This is a genomic window from Ruegeria sp. BHSC026, from assembly GCF_059613065.1.
In genome coordinates, this window is the sequence record NZ_JBXWRV010000019.1 from 13342 (window position 1) to 30837 (window position 17496).

The 17496-nt window shown below is 63.5% G+C and carries 20 protein-coding genes; 12 read left to right on the plus strand and 8 right to left on the minus strand.

Annotation, left to right across the window (positions count from 1 at the left end):
• Nucleotides 1–38 precede the first annotated feature (38 nt).
• Genes AC2FME_RS16385 through AC2FME_RS16395 form a run of 3 tightly spaced genes read right to left on the minus strand, consistent with a single transcriptional unit; the run spans nt 39 to nt 2176 of the window.
• Nucleotides 39–584, minus strand: a complete 546-nt coding sequence (locus AC2FME_RS16385; protein ID WP_005979425.1) for an HdeD family acid-resistance protein — start codon at nt 582–584, stop codon at nt 39–41.
• Between the two features lie 38 nt (nt 585–622).
• Nucleotides 623–2026 carry a 3-isopropylmalate dehydratase large subunit gene (gene leuC / locus AC2FME_RS16390; protein WP_496801004.1) on the minus strand — a complete coding sequence of 468 codons (1404 nt, stop codon included), beginning with the start codon at nt 2024–2026 and terminating at the stop codon, nt 623–625.
• Nucleotides 2027–2077: 51 nt separating this feature from the next.
• Nucleotides 2078–2176, minus strand: a complete 99-nt coding sequence (locus AC2FME_RS16395; RefSeq protein WP_496680530.1) for an isopropylmalate isomerase — start codon at nt 2174–2176, stop codon at nt 2078–2080.
• A gap of 157 nt (nt 2177–2333) precedes the next feature.
• Between AC2FME_RS16395 and AC2FME_RS16400 the strand changes: the two genes are divergently transcribed.
• The 4 genes from AC2FME_RS16400 to AC2FME_RS16415 all read left to right on the plus strand — a co-directional run bounded on the left by AC2FME_RS16400 (nt 2334) and on the right by AC2FME_RS16415 (nt 5177).
• Nucleotides 2334–3647, plus strand: coding sequence for a mechanosensitive ion channel family protein (locus AC2FME_RS16400; RefSeq protein WP_496687666.1), 1314 nt, complete (start codon nt 2334–2336; stop codon nt 3645–3647).
• A gap of 164 nt (nt 3648–3811) precedes the next feature.
• A complete protein-coding gene (rsfS, locus tag AC2FME_RS16405; RefSeq protein ID WP_149775947.1) occupies nt 3812–4171 on the plus strand; it encodes a ribosome silencing factor in 360 nt (119 codons plus the stop codon).
• Nucleotides 4172–4215: 44 nt separating this feature from the next.
• Nucleotides 4216–4686, plus strand: coding sequence for a 23S rRNA (pseudouridine(1915)-N(3))-methyltransferase RlmH (gene rlmH / locus AC2FME_RS16410; protein WP_496801005.1), 471 nt, complete (start codon nt 4216–4218; stop codon nt 4684–4686).
• Between the two features lie 5 nt (nt 4687–4691).
• Complete coding sequence (locus AC2FME_RS16415; protein WP_496687465.1) at nt 4692–5177, plus strand: flavodoxin family protein; 486 nt, start codon at nt 4692–4694, stop codon at nt 5175–5177.
• Between the two features lie 3 nt (nt 5178–5180).
• On the opposite strand, the gene AC2FME_RS16420 is transcribed toward AC2FME_RS16415, so the two are convergent.
• Nucleotides 5181–5528, minus strand: a complete 348-nt coding sequence (locus tag AC2FME_RS16420; protein WP_496801006.1) for a hypothetical protein — start codon at nt 5526–5528, stop codon at nt 5181–5183.
• Between the two features lie 35 nt (nt 5529–5563).
• The gene (locus AC2FME_RS16425) at nt 5564–6274 is read right to left on the minus strand and encodes a DUF599 domain-containing protein (protein WP_496801007.1); all 711 of its coding nucleotides are present in this window, start codon (nt 6272–6274) and stop codon (nt 5564–5566) included.
• 81 nt (nt 6275–6355) lie between these two features.
• Between AC2FME_RS16425 and AC2FME_RS16430 the strand changes: the two genes are divergently transcribed.
• The 6 genes from AC2FME_RS16430 (at nt 6356) to AC2FME_RS16455 (ending at nt 12573) form a co-directional block, all read left to right on the plus strand.
• Nucleotides 6356–7804 (plus strand): FAD-linked oxidase C-terminal domain-containing protein, encoded by a 1449-nt coding sequence (locus tag AC2FME_RS16430; RefSeq protein ID WP_496801008.1) that lies wholly within the window; start codon nt 6356–6358, stop codon nt 7802–7804.
• A gap of 25 nt (nt 7805–7829) precedes the next feature.
• The gene (locus AC2FME_RS16435) at nt 7830–8930 is read left to right on the plus strand and encodes an FAD-binding protein (protein WP_496801009.1); all 1101 of its coding nucleotides are present in this window, start codon (nt 7830–7832) and stop codon (nt 8928–8930) included.
• Nucleotides 8931–8934: 4 nt separating this feature from the next.
• Nucleotides 8935–10257 carry a glycolate oxidase subunit GlcF gene (gene glcF, locus AC2FME_RS16440; protein ID WP_496801010.1) on the plus strand — a complete coding sequence of 441 codons (1323 nt, stop codon included), beginning with the start codon at nt 8935–8937 and terminating at the stop codon, nt 10255–10257.
• A gap of 120 nt (nt 10258–10377) precedes the next feature.
• Nucleotides 10378–11169 carry a trypsin-like serine peptidase gene (locus tag AC2FME_RS16445; protein ID WP_496801011.1) on the plus strand — a complete coding sequence of 264 codons (792 nt, stop codon included), beginning with the start codon at nt 10378–10380 and terminating at the stop codon, nt 11167–11169.
• Complete coding sequence (locus AC2FME_RS16450) at nt 11166–11984, plus strand: trypsin-like serine peptidase (RefSeq protein WP_496801012.1); 819 nt, start codon at nt 11166–11168, stop codon at nt 11982–11984. The genes AC2FME_RS16445 and AC2FME_RS16450 overlap by 4 nt, the downstream gene beginning before the upstream one ends.
• Before the next feature lie 121 nt (nt 11985–12105).
• Nucleotides 12106–12573 (plus strand): Hsp20 family protein, encoded by a 468-nt coding sequence (locus AC2FME_RS16455; RefSeq protein WP_005979400.1) that lies wholly within the window; start codon nt 12106–12108, stop codon nt 12571–12573.
• A 136-nt stretch (nt 12574–12709) separates the two neighbouring features.
• Here AC2FME_RS16455 and AC2FME_RS16460 read toward each other — a convergent pair whose 3' ends face one another.
• The gene (locus AC2FME_RS16460; protein ID WP_496687668.1) at nt 12710–14185 is read right to left on the minus strand and encodes an NAD-dependent succinate-semialdehyde dehydrogenase; all 1476 of its coding nucleotides are present in this window, start codon (nt 14183–14185) and stop codon (nt 12710–12712) included.
• A gap of 240 nt (nt 14186–14425) precedes the next feature.
• Here AC2FME_RS16460 and AC2FME_RS16465 point away from each other — a divergent pair, with 240 nt between their 5' ends.
• Together AC2FME_RS16465 and AC2FME_RS16470 are read left to right on the plus strand one after the other, a co-directional pair.
• Entirely contained in the window at nt 14426–14692 is a 267-nt protein-coding gene (locus AC2FME_RS16465) for a hypothetical protein (protein WP_496801013.1), read from the plus strand.
• A 10-nt stretch (nt 14693–14702) separates the two neighbouring features.
• Nucleotides 14703–15347, plus strand: coding sequence for a DUF1523 family protein (locus AC2FME_RS16470; RefSeq protein ID WP_496712725.1), 645 nt, complete (start codon nt 14703–14705; stop codon nt 15345–15347).
• Between the two features lie 48 nt (nt 15348–15395).
• Here the strand turns inward: AC2FME_RS16470 and AC2FME_RS16475 are convergent, their stop codons facing one another.
• Together AC2FME_RS16475 and AC2FME_RS16480 are read right to left on the minus strand one after the other, a co-directional pair.
• Complete coding sequence (locus AC2FME_RS16475; protein WP_496680513.1) at nt 15396–16490, minus strand: flagellar basal body P-ring protein FlgI; 1095 nt, start codon at nt 16488–16490, stop codon at nt 15396–15398.
• A complete protein-coding gene (locus AC2FME_RS16480) occupies nt 16487–17494 on the minus strand; it encodes a flagellin (RefSeq protein WP_496687483.1) in 1008 nt (335 codons plus the stop codon). Before AC2FME_RS16480 ends, AC2FME_RS16475 begins: the two co-directional genes overlap by 4 nt.
• Between the last annotated feature and the right edge of the window lie 2 nt (nt 17495–17496).

Consider the following 17496-nt stretch of genomic DNA (forward strand, 5'->3'; position numbering starts at 1 on the left):
CACTCCTGCGGGAGAGGCCCGGCCCCATGCCCCGCGTTTCAAGCTTGTTTCGCTTCCGTCGTTTCGTTGCCGGCGTTCTTGACGAAGAACGCCATGAAGATCAGGCCGAACCCGTTGAACAGCATCTCGATACCCAGAAGGATACCCAGCAGGCTGAGCGCCAGTCCGACCGAGGCATTGGCCATGATGTAGGCGGCCAGCGCCAGGGACAGCAGGCCGGAAATGAGCGTGGGCCAGAAATACTGCGTGCCGCGCATCTGGAACGACAGGATGATCCGGGCGAGACCGCCGGCGATGAACAGGATCATCACCACCGTGGCCAGCGTCAGAACGCCCTGCAGCGGATGATCCAGGAAGGACCAGCCCAGAAACAGCATCACGGCGCCCATGATGAAGGCCAGGATCTTGTTGCCGGTGCCTTCCACCGAGAACCCGCCCACGACCTGCAGCACGCCCGAGACCAGCAACAGCGCCCCGGTGACCACGGTCACCGCCACCGATGCCACGATGGGCGCGCCCAGCACGAAGATGCCGAACACGACCGACAGCAGCCCCATCAGGAGCCATTTGACCCAATCACTCATTTCATTCTCTCCCTCAAAAAATCAATGATGAGGGAAGCTTACATCAATTCGCGCACATCTGTCAGCTTTCCAGTGATTGCTGCGGCGGCAGCCATGGCCGGGCTGAGAAGATGGGTGCGCCCGCCACGTCCCTGACGGCCCTCGAAATTGCGGTTCGAGGTGGCAGCACAGCGTTCGCCGGGCTGCAGTTGGTCGGGGTTCATGGCCAGACACATCGAGCAGCCCGCAAGGCGCCACTCAAAGCCGGCCTCCTTGAAGATCTCGGCGATGCCTTCCTCTTCGGCCTGAGCGCGGACAAGACCCGAGCCGGGCACGACCATGGCGCGGATGCCGTCCTTGATCTTTTTGCCCTTCAGGATCTCGGCGGCGGCGCGCAGATCCTCGATCCGGCCGTTGGTACAGGAGCCGATGAAGACCGTGTCGATCTCGATGTCGCTCAGCTTCTGGCCCGGCTTGAGACCCATGTATTCGATCGAACGGCGCGCGGCCTCGACCTTGCCGCCCTCGAAATCCTCGGGGTTGGGTACGGTGGCGGTGATCGGCAGAACGTCTTCGGGGCTGGTGCCCCAGGTGACCACGGGGGCGATGTCCTCGCCGCGAATGGTGACGACCTTGTCCCAATGGGCGTCGTCATCGGAATAGAGCGTCTTCCACCAGGCCAGAGCGGCCTCCCACTGCGCGCCCTTCGGGGCGTGCGGGCGGCCTTTGACGTATTCGAATGTCTTTTCGTCCGGCGCGATCAGGCCGGCCCGTGCGCCACCCTCGATTGCCATGTTGCAGACCGTCATGCGGCCTTCCATCGACAGGTCGCGGATCGCCTCGCCGCAATATTCGATCACATAGCCGGTGCCGCCGGCGGTGCCGGTTTCGCCGATCACAGCCAGGGTGATGTCCTTGGCGGTCACGCCCGGCTGCAGTTTGCCGGTAATCTCGACCTTCATGTTCTTGGATTTCTTCTGGATCAGCGTCTGAGTGGCCAGAACATGCTCGACCTCGGAGGTGCCGATGCCGTGGGCCAGCGCGCCGAAAGCGCCGTGAGTGGCGGTGTGGCTGTCGCCGCAGACCACGGTCATGCCCGGCAGGGTCCAGCCCTGTTCGGGGCCCACGATGTGAACGATGCCCTGACGAATGTCATTCACCGGGTAGTAGTGAATGCCGAAATCGCGGGCGTTCTTGTCCAGCGCTTCGACCTGAATGCGCGATTCGGGGTTTTCGATCCCGTTCACGCGATCGGGTGTGGTGGGCACGTTATGGTCCGGCACGGCGATCGTTTTTTCCGGCGCACGCACCTTGCGGCCTGCCATGCGCAGGCCTTCGAACGCCTGCGGGCTGGTCACTTCGTGCACCAGGTGGCGGTCGATATAAAGAAGGCAGGTACCATCGTCGGCTTCGTGCACGACATGGGCATCCCAGATCTTGTCATAGAGTGTTTTGGGGGACATCGGTCCTCTCCCGTCTGTATTGAGAAATGCTGGCGAGTGGCTGGGCGCCGATTATAGGCGGGCCAGAACCGTGCGGGCGGCCCCGAAGAACCGTTCACGCAGGCGCGCGCGGTCTTGCAGGTTGGGAGCAGGGGCCTGATTTAATCTCATGCGATCCAGATATATCGCGAGCGCCTGTCAATCAAGGTTCAATCCAGTGGCCGCCAAGTGCCTTGCATACCGGCGCATAGCTGGTCAATCTGGCAGGCAGGAGGCGCGATTGGACAACGACTTGATCCCCCGCTCGATTTCCGAGCTGTTCGATACAATGGTCGAGGCATTCCTGCTTCAGTTCGGAGCACTGATCGAGCTGATCGTGACCCCGGGATGGCGTCAGTATCAATTGTTGATCGTGCTGCTTCTGGTGGCCGCGTCCTTTGTTCTGAAGGCCGCCACACTTGGCAGATGGGAAACATGGGCAAGGGCGCGAAGCGGCTGGCCCAAATGGCGGCTACGGACTCTGGTCCAGTTCATGCGGCGGCTGACATTGGTCTATTTCGTGCTTCTGTCCTGGAGCGTCTACCTGGTGATGCAGCAGGTCACATGGCCGTCGCGAAGCTATATCATCGGCGTTCTGGCAACGCTGGCAACCGCGTGGCTGGTCATTGCGCTGCTGTCGCATCTTGTACGCAACCGCACGATCCGGCGTATCTTTCGCTGGTCGATGTGGGTCTATGCTACGCTGGTGGCACTGAGCCTGACCGACGACGTGGCCGAGTTTCTGGACGGGGTCGCGATCACGATCGGAGAGATGCACATCTCGGTTCTCGGGATCCTCAAGGCAATCTTGCTGATTGGCACGTTGCTGGTTCTGGCCCGACTGGGCACCCGGGCGGCTGAACGGGGGCTGAAAAGCAACGACGACATCTCGCCCTCGATGCAGGTTCTGCTGGCCAAGGGCATCCAGGTGGCTCTGTACGGGCTGGTCTTTCTGGTCGGGATCCGCACGCTGGGCTTCGACCTGACCGGGATCGCGCTGCTGTCCGGCGCGGTGGGCGTGGGCATCGGTTTCGGCTTGCAGAAGGTGGTGTCGAACCTGATCTCGGGGATCATCATCCTGATGGACCGGTCGATCAAGCCGGGCGACGTGATCTCGCTGGGCGACACGTTCGGCTGGATCAACGCGCTGGGCGCTCGCTATGTCTCGGTCGTCACCCGCGACGGGCGCGAATACCTGATCCCGAACGAGGATCTGATTACCGGACAGGTGGTGAACTGGTCCCATTCCGACGAGTTCGTCCGGCTGGATCTGACCTTCGGCACCAGCTATGGCGACGATCCGCACACGGTGCGCGAGACCGCCGTGCGGACGGTGAAAACGGTCAAGCGCGTGCTGAGCGGCGGCAAGCACGAACCGGTCTGCCACATCACCGGATTCGGCGACAGCAGCGTCGACTACGTGTTGCGGTTCTGGATCCGCGACCCGACCGCCGGCCTGACCAACATCCGCGGCAATGTCTATCTGGCGCTGTGGGACGCGTTCAAGGCCGAGGGCATCTCGATCCCCTTCCCGCAGCGCGAGGTGCGCCTTCTGGGTCAGGGGCAGACCGGCGTGGTTGCGCAACAAATCGACACGGAGTGATCACGCCTGTGCGCACACGGCCCGCGATTCATTGAATTGTTGCAATCGGCTTGCTACCTTATTACTACCCCGGCGCCGGGGTTTGGCGGCGCTTTATCAAGGAGGACCATGTCCTGTCTCTGCATACACAGGCGGGTTTGCCCGCCGACGATGGGGCCACGGTGATGGCCCAGTCTCAGCCAATCAGCGAAAAGCTGCTTGAGCGCGTTCTTTCCTCTCTTTCCGACGACAAGGCCGAAGACGTCGTGCAGATCGATCTGCGCGGAAAATCCTCGGTGGCCGACTACATGGTCATCGCTTCGGGCCGGTCGACGCGTCAGGTGTCGGCGATGTCGGAAAAGCTGACGGATCGCATCAAGCAGGAATTCGGGTTCACCTCGAAGGTCGAAGGCAAGGATGCCGGCGACTGGGTGCTGATCGATACGGGGGATGTGATCGTCCATATCTTCCGCCCCGAAGTGCGCGAATTCTACCAGCTGGAAAAGATGTGGCTGCCTCAGGGCGGCAGCGCCTCGGCCAACTGAGGCGCCATCCCGGCCCGTATTGAAGGGCCGGCGGCGAGAGCGAGATGCGTATCAGTATTTGTGCGGTCGGGCGATTGCGCGCCGGACCGGAGAAGACCCTGCTTGACGACTATCTGACCCGTTTCGAACGGACCGGCCGCGGCCTGGGTTTGGGGCCTGCGCGCGTGATCGAGGTCGAAGACAAGAAGAACGCCGGTATGGGCGCCGAGGCCGCCTTGCTGCGCAAGGCGCTGCCCGGCGGGGCGGTGATCTGCACATTGGACGAGCGAGGAAAGGTGATGTCGTCACCCGATTTCGCGCAGAAGCTGGCCGGGTGGCGTGACATGGGCCGGCAGGATCTGGCCTTTGTCATCGGCGGCGCCGACGGGATCGACCCGGAGCTACGGACCGAAGCCGATTTCTCGATCTCTTTCGGCGCGATGGTCTGGCCGCATATGCTGGTCCGGGTGATGCTGTCCGAACAACTCTATCGTGCCGCGACGATCCTGTCGGGCGGCCCGTATCATCGGGCCTGACCGCTGTGGCCCGTCTACTGATCGTCTACCATTCGCGCACCGGCGGCAGCCGACAGATGGCCGAGGCGGCCGCACAGGCGGCCAGCGCCGAGGCCGAGGTCAGCCTGAAGCCCGCCGCGCAGGCGGGGTCCGACGATCTGTTGGCGGCCGACGGATACGTCTTTTGCGCGCCCGAGAACCTGGCAGCGCTGTCAGGCGTCATGAAGGATTTCTTCGACCGCTGCTACTACCCGGTTCTGGGCAGGATCGAGGGGCGGCCCTATGCGCAGATGATCTGCGCCGGGTCCGACGGTCAGAACGCGGCGCGGCAACTGGCGCGCATCACCACCGGTTGGCGCCTGAAAGAGGTGCAGCCGCCCCTCATTGTCTGCACCCATGCCCAGACGCCCGAGGCGATATTGGCGGAAAAGACCATCCCCGAGGATGAACTGGACAAATGCCGCGAGATCGGCGCAGCGCTTGGCGCCGGGCTGTCGCTGGGCGTGTTCTGACGATTATTCCAACATCACAAGCGTGGTGTCCGCGTTCCAGCCATCGACACTGCACCGGGCCTGGACCTGGACCTGGTTCGCGCCTTCGGGGATCGCGACTCCGCCCAGCGACCGGGTAAAGGGCTGCTCGGTCTCGTGCGGGTGATGCAGCACTCGCATCCCCAACTCGGTCCCGTCCATTGCCAGAACGCGCCAGCCATCGGCATAGTGGTCCCACCCGGTATCGGGATGGCGGATGGTCACGTCGAATCGCCAGGTCTCGCCTGTGCGCGTCGCGGTGACATTTTCGACCGTCGGCGGGTCGGCGAGGGCCGGGGCGGCCAGAAACAGGCAGATGATCAGGTGTCGCATCTCGCCAGTCTAGGGTCTGATCGGGCGGGGCGCGATCACGTCTGCGTGTCCGGCGGCAGGCTCAGCAGGATCGCGCGGGAATGCGAGGCAAACTCGCGCCGGTACAGGACTCCCAGCGTCAGAAGCGTGCCGATGATCAGCGCGATCGGGCCCAGGATCCAGGCCAGCGAAGCCAGCGCGAAATAGGTGGCGCGCAGGGCGCGGTTGAAGCTGCGCGCGGCGGTCACGCAGATCTCGGCTGCCTGCGCCGCGCGGGGATAGGCCAGCGGATCCTCGGGGTCGTTCGGCACCGCCGCCATCAGCACCGCGCAGTAGCCGAACAACCGGTGCGCCCAGACGTATTTCAGAAAGGCATTCGACAAAAACAGCAGCACGGTCAGGATCTTGACCTCCCACACCATGGCCGGCGCGCTGCCTATCGCCAGATCCTTGGCGACACCCGACAGCCGCTCGGTATTGCCCAGAAGGGCCAGCCCGCCCCCGATGGCGATCATTGTGGTCGAGGCAAAGAACGTGCTGCCTTGACGCATCGTGCCCACGACCTGGGCGTCGAACATGCGGGGCTGGCGGGTCACCATTTCGCGCATCCAGCAGCGGCGGAATTCGTCCATCATCACCGCGACCGAGCGCTTGCCTGGCGCGGGGTTCTCGATCCGCCAGCCCATCCATTGCCAGGCGATCAGCAACAACAGGACGGCGGCGTAGTCCAGAGGCGAAAACAGCAGGGCGCGTTCGGTCAATGTCATGGCGCGACAGTACGTCCGACGAAGGCAACTTGCCAGATGCAGAAATTGGTAATATTATTTTACCAAACTGGAGGACCCGCCATGGACATGCCAAAGCCCAACCCCGACGTTCTGGCCCGCAAGGCTAACGTGCTTGCCCGTCTGCGGCAGGTCCTGCCCGAAGACGCGATCATCGCGGACCCGGCCGAAACCCGCGCCTATGAGTGCGACGCCCTGACCGCCTACAAATGCGCGCCGATGATCGCGGTTCTGCCGTCCTCGACGCAGGAGGTCTCGGACATTCTGCGCATCTGCCATGACGAAGGCGTGCCGGTCGTGCCGCGCGGGGCTGGGACCTCGCTGGCCGGTGGGGCGCTGCCCACCGCCGATTGCGTGATCCTGGGCGTGGCCCGCATGAACGAGGTGCTCGAGGTCGACTATGACAACCGCTTCATCCGCGTGCAGACCGGCCGCACCAATCTAAGCGTCACCGGCGCGGTCGAAGAGGAGGATTTCTTCTATGCGCCCGATCCGTCGTCGCAGCTGGCCTGCGCCATCGCGGGTAATATCGCGATGAACTCTGGCGGCGCGCATTGCCTGAAATACGGCGTGACCACCAACAACCTGCTGGGCGTGACCATGGTGCTGATGGATGGCCGCGTGGTCGAGATCGGCGGCGCGCATCTGGATTGCGGCGGGCTGGACCTGTTGGGCGTGATCTGCGGCTCGGAAGGGCAGCTGGGGGTCGTCACCGAGGCGACGCTGCGCATCCTGCGCAAGCCCGAGGGCGCGCGCCCGGTCCTGATGGGTTTTGATGACAATGCGGTGGCGGGCGAATGCGTTTCGGACATTATCAAGTCGGGTATCCTGCCCGTGGCGATCGAGTTCATGGACCGGCTGTGCATCGAGGCCTGCGAGAATTTTGCCCATGCCGGCTATCCGAACTGCGAGGCGCTGCTGATCGTCGAGGTCGAAGGCTCGGACGCCGAGATCGACAGCCAGCTGGCCAAGATCGTAGAGATCGCCAAACGCCACAACCCGGTCGAGCTGCGCGAAAGCCAGTCGGCCGAGGAAAGCGCCCGCATCTGGCTGGGTCGGAAATCGGCCTTTGGTGCGATGGGGCAGATCAACGACTATATGTGCCTGGACGGCACGATCCCAGTGTCGGCCCTGCCGGAGGTGCTGCGCCGCATCGGCGAACTGAGCAAGGAATTCGGGCTGGCGGTCGGCAACGTGTTCCATGCCGGCGACGGCAACATGCACCCGTTAATCCTGTTCGATGCGAACAAGCCCGGCGATCTGGAAAAATGTGAGGCCTTCGGGGCCGAGATCCTGAAACTGTGCGTGGATGCCGGCGGCTGCCTGACCGGCGAGCATGGGGTGGGCATCGAGAAGCGCGACCTGATGCATCATCAATACGCGCCTCAGGACCTTGAGGCGCAGATGGCCGTCAAGGACGTGTTCGACCCGAAATGGCTGCTGAACCCCGCCAAGGTGTTCCCGCTGGATGCCAGCGCGGACCGACGCGTCGTGCCGATGGCGGCGGAATGAATCCCAAGACAGAACGGACCTCGCAATGAGACCTGAATCAGAGTCTGAACTGGCCGAAATCGTGACCGGCCTGAACGAACCGATACGCGTTCTCGGTGGCGGCACGCGCGGTGTGACCAGCCCCGACCGGGTGCTGGGCACCGAAGGGCTGCGCGGGATCACCCTGTACGAGCCCGGGGCGCTGACGCTTGTTGCGCAGGCCGGAACGCCGCTGGCCGAGATCGAGGCGGCATTGGAGGCCGAAGGCCAGCAACTGGCGTTCGAGCCGATGGACCATCGCGCCCTGCTGGGGTCCTCGGGCGCGCCCACGATCGGCGGTGTCGTGGCCGCCAACGTCTCGGGGCCGCGCCGGATCCAGGCCGGGGCCTGCCGCGATTTCCTGTTGGGCGTGCGCTTTGTCGACGGGCGAGGGCAGATCATCAAGAATGGCGGCCGGGTGATGAAGAACGTCACCGGCTATGACCTGGTCAAGCTGATGGCCGGGTCCTGGGGCACGCTGGGCGTGCTGACCGAGGTGTCGCTGAAGGTGCTGCCCAAACCCGAGGCCAGCGCGACGCTGGCCGTACCCGCCAAGGACGCCGCGACTGCGGTTCGCATCCTGTCCGAGGCGCTGAAATCACCCTTTGAAGTCTCCGGAGCAGCCTATGATCCGCAGCAGCAGCGCGCCTTGATCCGGATCGAGGGGTTTGCTGCGTCCGTCTCGTATCGCACCGGGCGCCTGCAGGACCTGCTGGGCCAGTTTGGCGCGGTTGATCTGGTCGAGCCATCGGCTGAGCTGTGGCAGAGGATCCGCGATGCGGTCGATTTTGCCGACACGCCAGGCGATGTCTGGCGGATCTCGGTCAAACCCGGGGATGCGCCCGAAATCGCCGCGCGGGCCGAGGCCGATCGGACCTTGTTCGACTGGGGCGGGGGGCTGATCTGGGCGCTGGTGCCCGCAGGCACCGACCTGCGCGCGCGCATCGGCGCGTTTTCCGGCCACGCCACGCTGGTGCGGGCCGGGGCCGATACTTTTGCCCGGCTAGGCCGGTTTCAGCCGGAACCGCAGGGCATTGCGGCTCTGACACAGGGGATTCGACAGAAATTCGACCCGCGCGGCGTGTTCAACCCCGGGCTGATGGGATAGGGCGATGCAGACCACATTCACCGAAGACCAGTTGAAAGACCCCGGCACCCGCCGCGCAAACGAGATTTTGCGCAACTGCGTGCATTGCGGGTTCTGCACCGCCACCTGCCCGACCTATCAGGTGTTGGGCGACGAATTGGACAGCCCCCGCGGGCGCATCTACCTGATCAAGGACATGCTGGAAAACGAGCGTGTGCCGGATGAAAAGACCGTCAAGCATATCGATCGCTGCCTGTCCTGCCTGGCCTGCATGACGACCTGCCCGTCGGGCGTGCATTACATGCATCTGGTCGATCACGCCCGCGAATATATCGAAAACCGGTACAAGCGACCCTTCTCGGACCGGGCGTTGCGGTGGGTTCTGGCACGGATCCTGCCCTATCCGATGCGGTTCCGCTGGGCGCTGATCGGGGCCAAGCTGGGGCGGCCGTTCCGCTTTCTGATGCCCGACGCGCGCCTGAAGGCGATGCTGGACATGGCGCCGAAACACATCCCGCCGGTCAGCCGCAATGACGACCCCCAAAGCTTTGCGCCCAAGGGGCAGGCGATCAAACGCGTGGCTCTAATGACGGGCTGTGCGCAAAAGGCGCTGAACACCGACATCAACGATGCCACGATCCGCCTGCTGACCCGGCTGGGCTGCGAGGTCGTTGTGGCCAAGGGCGCCGGCTGTTGCGGGGCGTTGACCCATCACATGGGCAAGACCCGCGAAAGCCATGACACCGCCGCCGCAAATATCCGCGCATGGACGCGCGAGATGGACGGCAAGGGATTGGATGCGATCGTCATCAACACCTCGGGCTGCGGCACCACCGTCAAGGATTACGGGCACATGTTCCGCAACGACCCGCTTGCCGAGGACGCGGCGCGGGTGTCGGGCATTGCCATGGATGTCAGCGAAATCCTGATGCAGCTGGACTTGCCGCAGGGCGACGACAAGGGGCTGACGGTGGCCTATCACGCGGCCTGCTCGCTGCAACACGGGCAGCAGATCAAAACCTATCCCAAGGATCTGCTGAAAAAGGCGGGGTTCTCGGTGGTCGAACCTGCCGACAGCCACCTGTGCTGTGGCAGCGCGGGCACCTACAACCTGATGCAGCCCGAGATCTCGGCCAAGCTGAAACAGCGCAAGGTGCGCGCGTTGGAGGCCAAGAACCCCGATCTGATCGCGGCCGGGAACATCGGCTGCATGATGCAGATCGGGTCGGGCACCCGACTGCCCATCGTGCACACGGTCGAGCTGTTGGACTGGGCCACGGGCGGGCCTCGGCCCCCTGCGCTGGATCGGGCCGGACAGCCTGCGGATACGGTGCCGATCCTGCGGTGAGCGGGCCTGGTGCGCCGGCGCATCAGTCGATGGAGGAATCGTCGTGGCTCGGCCCTGCCCTATTTTCGCCAAACGCGGCGCGTACCACCATGGCGCGAAACCAAATAGCCGGAGAACCGCGTGCGCAGATGGATAAGGGCGATTGCGCTGTGTGTCTTGCCGATGGCGGCCATGGCGCAGGATACCGGGCTGCAAAGCCTCGAGACCTCGGAGGCGGGGCGCGACTGGATGGCGGTCGGGCGGCTGGACATCGACGGCACCGGGTTCTGCACCGGTGCGCTGATTTCCCCGACTCTTGTCCTGACTGCGGCGCATTGCCTGTTCGACAAGGCCACGCGCCAACGTATCGACCCGTCGCGAATTGAGTTTCTGGCCGGTTGGCGGCGGGGACGGGCCTCGGCCTATCGTGCGGCGCGGCAGGCGGTAATCCACCCCGATTATGACTATGACGGCAGGGCCACCGTCACCCGTGTGCGCCATGACATCGCGCTGATCGAGCTGTGGCAGCCCATCCGCAACACCGCCGTCGTTCCGTTCGAGACCGGCTATCGCCCGTCGCGCGGCGAGGATGTCGGTGTCGTGTCTTATGCGCATGACCGAGCCGAGGCCCCCTCGCTGCAAGAGGTCTGCTCGGTCATGGCGCGGCAATCCGGGGTTCTGGTGATGTCCTGCGATGTGGATTTCGGCGCCTCGGGGGCGCCGATCTTTTCCTTCTCGGGCGATCACCCACGCATCGTGTCGGTCGTTTCAGCCAAGGCCGAACTGGAAGGAAAGCGCGTGGCGCTGGGCACGGCGTTGGAAGAGTCGCTCGAGGTATTGCAGGCCGAACTGTCCGCGGGGCGGGGCTTTGGCCTGTCGGGCAGCACGGCGGGCGCGGGCAAGAACCTGGGCGCAAGGTTCGTGCGGCCATGATCGGGGCGATTTTCAGGGCAGCGCTTTGCCTGGGTGTCCTGGCAGGCGCCGCGCTGGCCCAGGACAGCGGCAAACGCCGCCTGACCGACCGCGACGACCTGTACGGCTGGGAGGCGATCGGGCGCCTGGATATCGGAACCCGGTCGTTCTGCACCGGAACCTTGATCGCGCAGGATCTGGTGCTGACCGCAGCCCACTGCGCGATGGACCGAACCACCGGGCAGCCCTATGCGCCGGGCGAGGTCACGTTTCGCGCGGGCCTCAGCAATGGCCACGCGCTGGCCGAACGCAAGGTGGTGCAGATCGCCGCGCATCCCGATTATGACCCCAAGGCGGGCCTGTCGCCGGAAAGCGTGCGCGCCGACGTGGCCCTGATGCGGCTGGAAGAGCCCATCCCCTATGGCATCGCCAACCCCTTTGCCCTGCACGGCGGCCGGGTGGCCGGAAACGAGATCAGCATCGCGTCCTATGGCCGGGGCCGGTCCGAGGCGATCACGCGCGAGCGGTCCTGCCGGATCCTCGAGCGGCGGCAGGGCCTGATCACCTTCAACTGCGACATCACCTTCGGATCGTCCGGGTCGGCCATTCTGGCCCGCAACGGGCCGCGCTGGCAGATCCTGTCGGTCGTTTCGGCCGTGGGCAACGACGGTCGAGGCAAGGTCGGCTTTGGAATGGAGTTGTCGGGGATCGTGACGGACCTGAAGGCGATCCTGCGGCGTGATGCGCCGCAGCCCAAGGCATCGATCAAGCGGCTGCAGGTCGGCTCGGGCAAATCCGACTCGGGCGCGAAATTCATCCGCCCGGGCGGGTCTTGAACCGCGCCGAACCGCTTCCCATCTCATGTCTGGCGGGCCGCCATATCGGGGCCCGTTGAACATCACCGCCCGTCCGGATGGAGGGCAAATCGTAGATCGCTCTGACATGAGGATGACGACAATGCGCAGTTTTGATTTTGCACCGTTGCATCGTGCAACCATCGGCTTTGATCAGATCGCCGATATCATGGACCGGGTTCTGACCAGCGAAGTGTCACAACCCAGCTATCCCCCCTACAACATCGAAAAGACCGATGCCGACACCTATCGCATCTCGCTGGCCGTCGCCGGTTTTGGCGAAGATGACCTATCGGTCGAAGTGAAGGAAAACGCGTTGGTCGTGGCCGGCAAGAAGGCCGCTGACGACAAGGAGCGTACCTATCTGCACCGTGGCATCGCCACCCGTGCCTTCGAACGCCGTTTCGCCTTGGCCGATCATGTCCGCGTAACCGGCGCCAGCCTGGAAAACGGCATGCTGCATATCGACCTGAAACGCGAGGTGCCCGAGGCGCTGAAGCCGCGCCGGATCGCGATCACCTCGGCCAAGGCCATCGAAAAGGACGTGGTCGACGCCAAGCCCGTGAACTGAGGCGGCAACCGACCGATCCGATAATCGCTTCCTCCCTCGATTATCGCCAGCCCCGCGTTCCTTCGGAGCGTGGGGTTTTCGATTGTCGGAAGAAAAAGGGCGCCTCCGGGCGCCCTTCGTGTCATGGCCGGTTCGGTCAGACCGCCATGCAGATGTATTTCATCTCGAGATATTCGTCGATGCCGTGATGGCTGCCTTCACGGCCCAGGCCGGATTGCTTGACGCCGCCGAACGGCCCCAGTTCCGAGCTGATGATACCGGTGTTGATGCCGACGATGCCGTATTCCAGCGCCTCGGCCACCTTGTACACGCGGCTCAGATCCTTGGCGTAGAAATACGAGGCGAGGCCGAAGATCGTGTCATTGGCCATCGCGATCACCTCGTCCTCGTCCTCGAATTTGAACAGGGGCGCCAGCGGGCCAAAGGTCTCTTCCTGCGCGACCTTCATGTCCTGGGTCACGTTGGTGATGATCGTGGGCTGAAAGAAGGTGCCGCCCAGATCGTGCGGCAGGCCACCGGTCAGGATCGCGCCGCCATTGGCCTTGGCGTCGGCGATGTGCTCCTGCACCTTTGCCACCGCCTCGTCGCTGATCAGCGGACCGGTCGTTGTTCCTTCGGACAGGCCGTCGCCGATTTTCAATGCCTCGACCGCGGCCTTGAGCTTGGCGGCAAAGGCGTCATAGACACCGGCCTGCACATAGATGCGGTTGGCGCAGACGCAGGTCTGGCCGTTGTTGCGGAACTTGCATAGCATCGCGCCTTCGACGGCGGCATCCAGATCGGCGTCGTCGAACACGATGAACGGTGCGTTGCCGCCCAGTTCCATCGAGCATTTCATGACCTGGTCCGCGGCTTGGCGCAGCAGGATCCGGCCCACCTCGGTCGAGCCGGTAAAGGTCAGCTTGCGCACGCCAGGGTTCTCGCAAAACTCCTTGCCGATCTCGCTGGCCTGCGTCGAGGGGACCACGTTGAACACGCCCGCCGGAATGCCGGCCTGTTCGGCCAGCAGCGCCAGCACCAGCGCCGACAGGGGCGTTTCGGTGGCCGGGCGCGCGACAAAGGCGCAGCCGGCGGCCAGTGCCGGGCCTGCCTTGCGCGTGATCATCGCGTTGGGGAAGTTCCACGGCGTGATCGAGGCCGCCACCCCGATCGGCTGTTTCAGCACCATGATCCGTTTGTCGCGCTGATGGCCGGGGATGGTCTCGCCATAGACCCGCTTGGCCTCTTCGCCGAAGAATTCGATGAAAGAAGCGCCATAGGCGATCTCGCCCACCGCCTCGGCCAGAGGTTTGCCCTGTTCGGCGGTCAGGATCTTGCCAAGGTCTTCGGCGTTTTCCATCATCAGGTCGAACCACCGGCGCAGGATCGCGGCGCGTTCCTTGCCGGTCAGCTTGGCCCATTCCTTCTGTGCCGCCTCGGCCTGGGCGATTGCGCCAGCCACCTGGGCGCGGCTGACATCCGCGACTTCGGCGATCACGTCGCCGCGGGCCGGGTTGGTGACAACAAAGGTGCCGTTGTCACCATCGACCCATTGACCGCCGATATAGGCCTTGGTGACCAAAAGGTCGGGGTTCTTCAACAGCGATTTCAGGTCGGTCGTGGTGTCCAGCATGGGGCGGTCTCCGGCGCAGGGATAGGGTTTGCGCATACCCAAACAGGTGGCGCTGGTCATGTCTAGCGCCACCGGCACGAGTCGATCAATCCAGATTTGATCAAAAATACGAATTCAGTGCGGCGTACGGAACCGCGAAATGCGGTGGACAATGCCGGATCGGGTGCTGCACAGTTCGTTCGGGAGCCGAGGGGACAGGCGGCCTGGTGTCGGCACGGGTTGCGGGCGGGAAAGGGTGAAATGATCGGAGCTTTGCGCCTGTTTGTCGGTCTGCTCGTGGTACAGACGATTGCTTATACGGTGCTGTCGCTGTATGCGCGACGGGCCCGTCGACGCAAGCTTGAGGAAAGGTGGGACAAAAAGGGAAAGACGGGCGGCAAGGAGGCTTTCGTCGAACGTGGACTGAGGACCTATGACAGGTCTTTCCGCCGCAAATTGATCCTCGGCGTCTATATTGTACCCTGGGTCGCCATCGCTGCCGTAATCTATGTCGTGAACTACTTGTGAGGTCTTGGGAATGGTCTATGCCAAATGGGCAATCATCGTGGTTTTTTGGGCCACTGTCGGCGCCATTCTTCACTATGCCCTGCCGCAGCATGACATCGTGCGCATCGTGAACACCTATGAAGAGCGGCAGGATCTGAACGATTGGACACGCATGTTCTGGTCCGAGCCAGAGGATCAATCTACCAACCTCTCGAGCAGGGATGTCCAGTTCATTCAGGCCGTGCGGGCGAACGGCAGGCCGATCGTCTACCGAAATGAGGACACAGGGTGGGGGTGGCCGCCCTATTTCAAGTTCGATACCGCGAACCTGTATACCGAAGCCAATGATGCGATTTCTTCAAAGGACGATCCGGAATGGGTCGTCGTGACCCACTACGGATGGCGGAACGAGTTTCTTACGATCTTTCCGAATGCCATCTCGATCAAAGATGTCGAAGGCCCCGACGTGCGGATCATCCCCTGGTTCAACATTGTCTTCCTGACAGTCTTCTTTGGCCTTGTTTGGGCAATCTGGGTACGCTGGCGGCGGTTCCGCGAAGCGCGGATAGACCCTTTGCTTGAGCAAGCCGAGGATGGGCTTTACGCCGTGGGCGACGCGATCGAGGAACGGCGTTCCGGCCTGCGTCGCTGGTGGGAGGGACGGAAATCGAAATAGGGTTCGATCAGTCCAGCGGCGTCGGCGCGACAGGAGAACCGGCAGAGTTCATCTGACGACGAATTCGGCATGGAGCGCGCCCGCGGCCTTGATCGTTTTCAGAATGTCGATCATGTCGCGCGGTGAAACGCCCAGTGCATTGAGGCCCGCGACCACCTCTGATAAAGTGGTCGCCTCGGGAATCTCGGCCAAGCTAGTGCCTTCCTCTTCCTCAAGCCCGGCAACGGTGCGCGGAACCACGACGGTCCGACCCTCGGCGAAGGGGTTTGGTTGAACGACAATCGGGGCCTCCTCGACCCGCAAGGTCAGGTTGCCCTGCGAGACGGCAACACGTGAAATGCGGACATCCTGCCCCATCACGATGGTTCCCGAACGCTGGTCCACGACGACCCGGGCCTTGGACTCGGGCTCGATCAGGATGTTTTCGATCTGACCGATCGCATGGGCAGTCGATGCCGCCCGTGTTTCGGCGATGCTCAGCTCGACGGTGCCGGAATCACGCATGATCGCGACCGGGCGGTTGAACTCGCGGTTGATCGCCGCCTCGATGCGGCCGGCGGTCGTGAAGTCCGGCTCGCGAAGAGCAAGGCGCAGTTGCGTCAGGCCCGAGAGCTGGAAGTCGATTTCGCGTTCGACCCGGGCACCCGAGGGTATCACACCCGACGTCGGCACTCCTCGGGTGACGGATGCGGCCTCGCCCTCGGCCACGGCTCCACCGGCCAGCACCGTCCCCTGGGCCACCGCGTAGATCTGTCCGTCGGCGGCGTTCAGCGGGGTCATCACAAGGGTCCCGCCCAGAAGGCTTTTGGAATCGCCAATGGCCGAAACCGTGACATCGATTTGGCTTCCGACTCTCGAAAACGGGGGCAGTGTCGCGGTCACCAGAACCGCGGCCACGTTCTTTGGCCGAAAATCCTCGCCATTCACGTTGACGCCCAACCGTTCGAGAATGTTCGACATGATCTCTTCGGTGAACGGGGAATTGCGCAAACCGTCCCCGGTGCCGTTCAGCCCGACGACCAGGCCGTACCCCACCAGATCGTTGCCGCGCACTCCATCGAAATCGACCAGATCCTTGAGGCGCACGGCACCCGAGAATGCAACGGAAGGAAGCAGCATCAAAACAAAAGCCAGGAGTCTCATCTCAGGAAGTTCACCAGTGAAAGGTTTGAATTGCGGACGGTGACCGAATAGAGGCTCTCGAGCTGGAACTGGACGGTCTGCAACTTGGCGGCAGTTTCGTAAGGGTCCGCCGCCACGATTTCGTTTCTGGCGTACTCGAAACTGGTCTTGGCGGCCGAGTTGCGCGTCGCGGCTTGTTCGATCCGGGCCTCGACCGCGCCGACCTGGGCACGCATCGTCGTCGTATCGTCTTTTGCGTTGGCCAGATCGACCCCAAGTTCAGTGAACAAGGCGGTCTGCAGGGTCGGTGGCCAACCCAGGCTGGGATCCGAGGCCAACGCGGCCACCGCAACATCGCGCAAGGCATCGCGCATGGCTGGATCGTTTGCCGTAAACGGCAATTCGACCCTCTCGGTTTCCGAGACCTGCATCGGCGCCAATGTCGCATTCGACCCGCGGTACATGACCGCTTCGAAGCCGACTGGATCGTTGAACCAGGTCTGGGCGGCCTGGCGAATGTCGGCCAGAGTTGTCAAGCCGGCCAGTTGCGTGCGCAGCGCGCTCAGAAGGGTTTCGGCTGATTCCAGCGGCGTGGCGTCCGTGGCGATGCCGGCGAACAGGCTGCGCCCCCCGGCCCGCGTATTTAGCGCCGAGATCATGCTGTCCAGCTCATTGCGCGCCTGATCCGCGGCCTGGGCATGCGTCACGGCTTGGTTCGACGTGCCGAACGCCAGAAGAGACCTGGATACTTCGCCCAGCGAATCGCTGAATGTCGATAGGCTTAGCTGCATTGCGTCCGAGAACAGGCGGGCCTCGGAGGTGGCAACCGAGAAAGCACCCAGCTGCGCGATTTTCCGGTCTAGATCCAAAAGGTGAGAATAGTCTCCGCCGACCCGGCCGGAAATATCCGCCGCCTGGCCGGTAGACATTTCATAAGACAGCGTTTCAATCTGCGACTTGATCTCGGTGCTGCGGGTCCTAAGGGTCAGGCCGCGCGCCAGATCGCCGATGGCATTCAATGTCATGT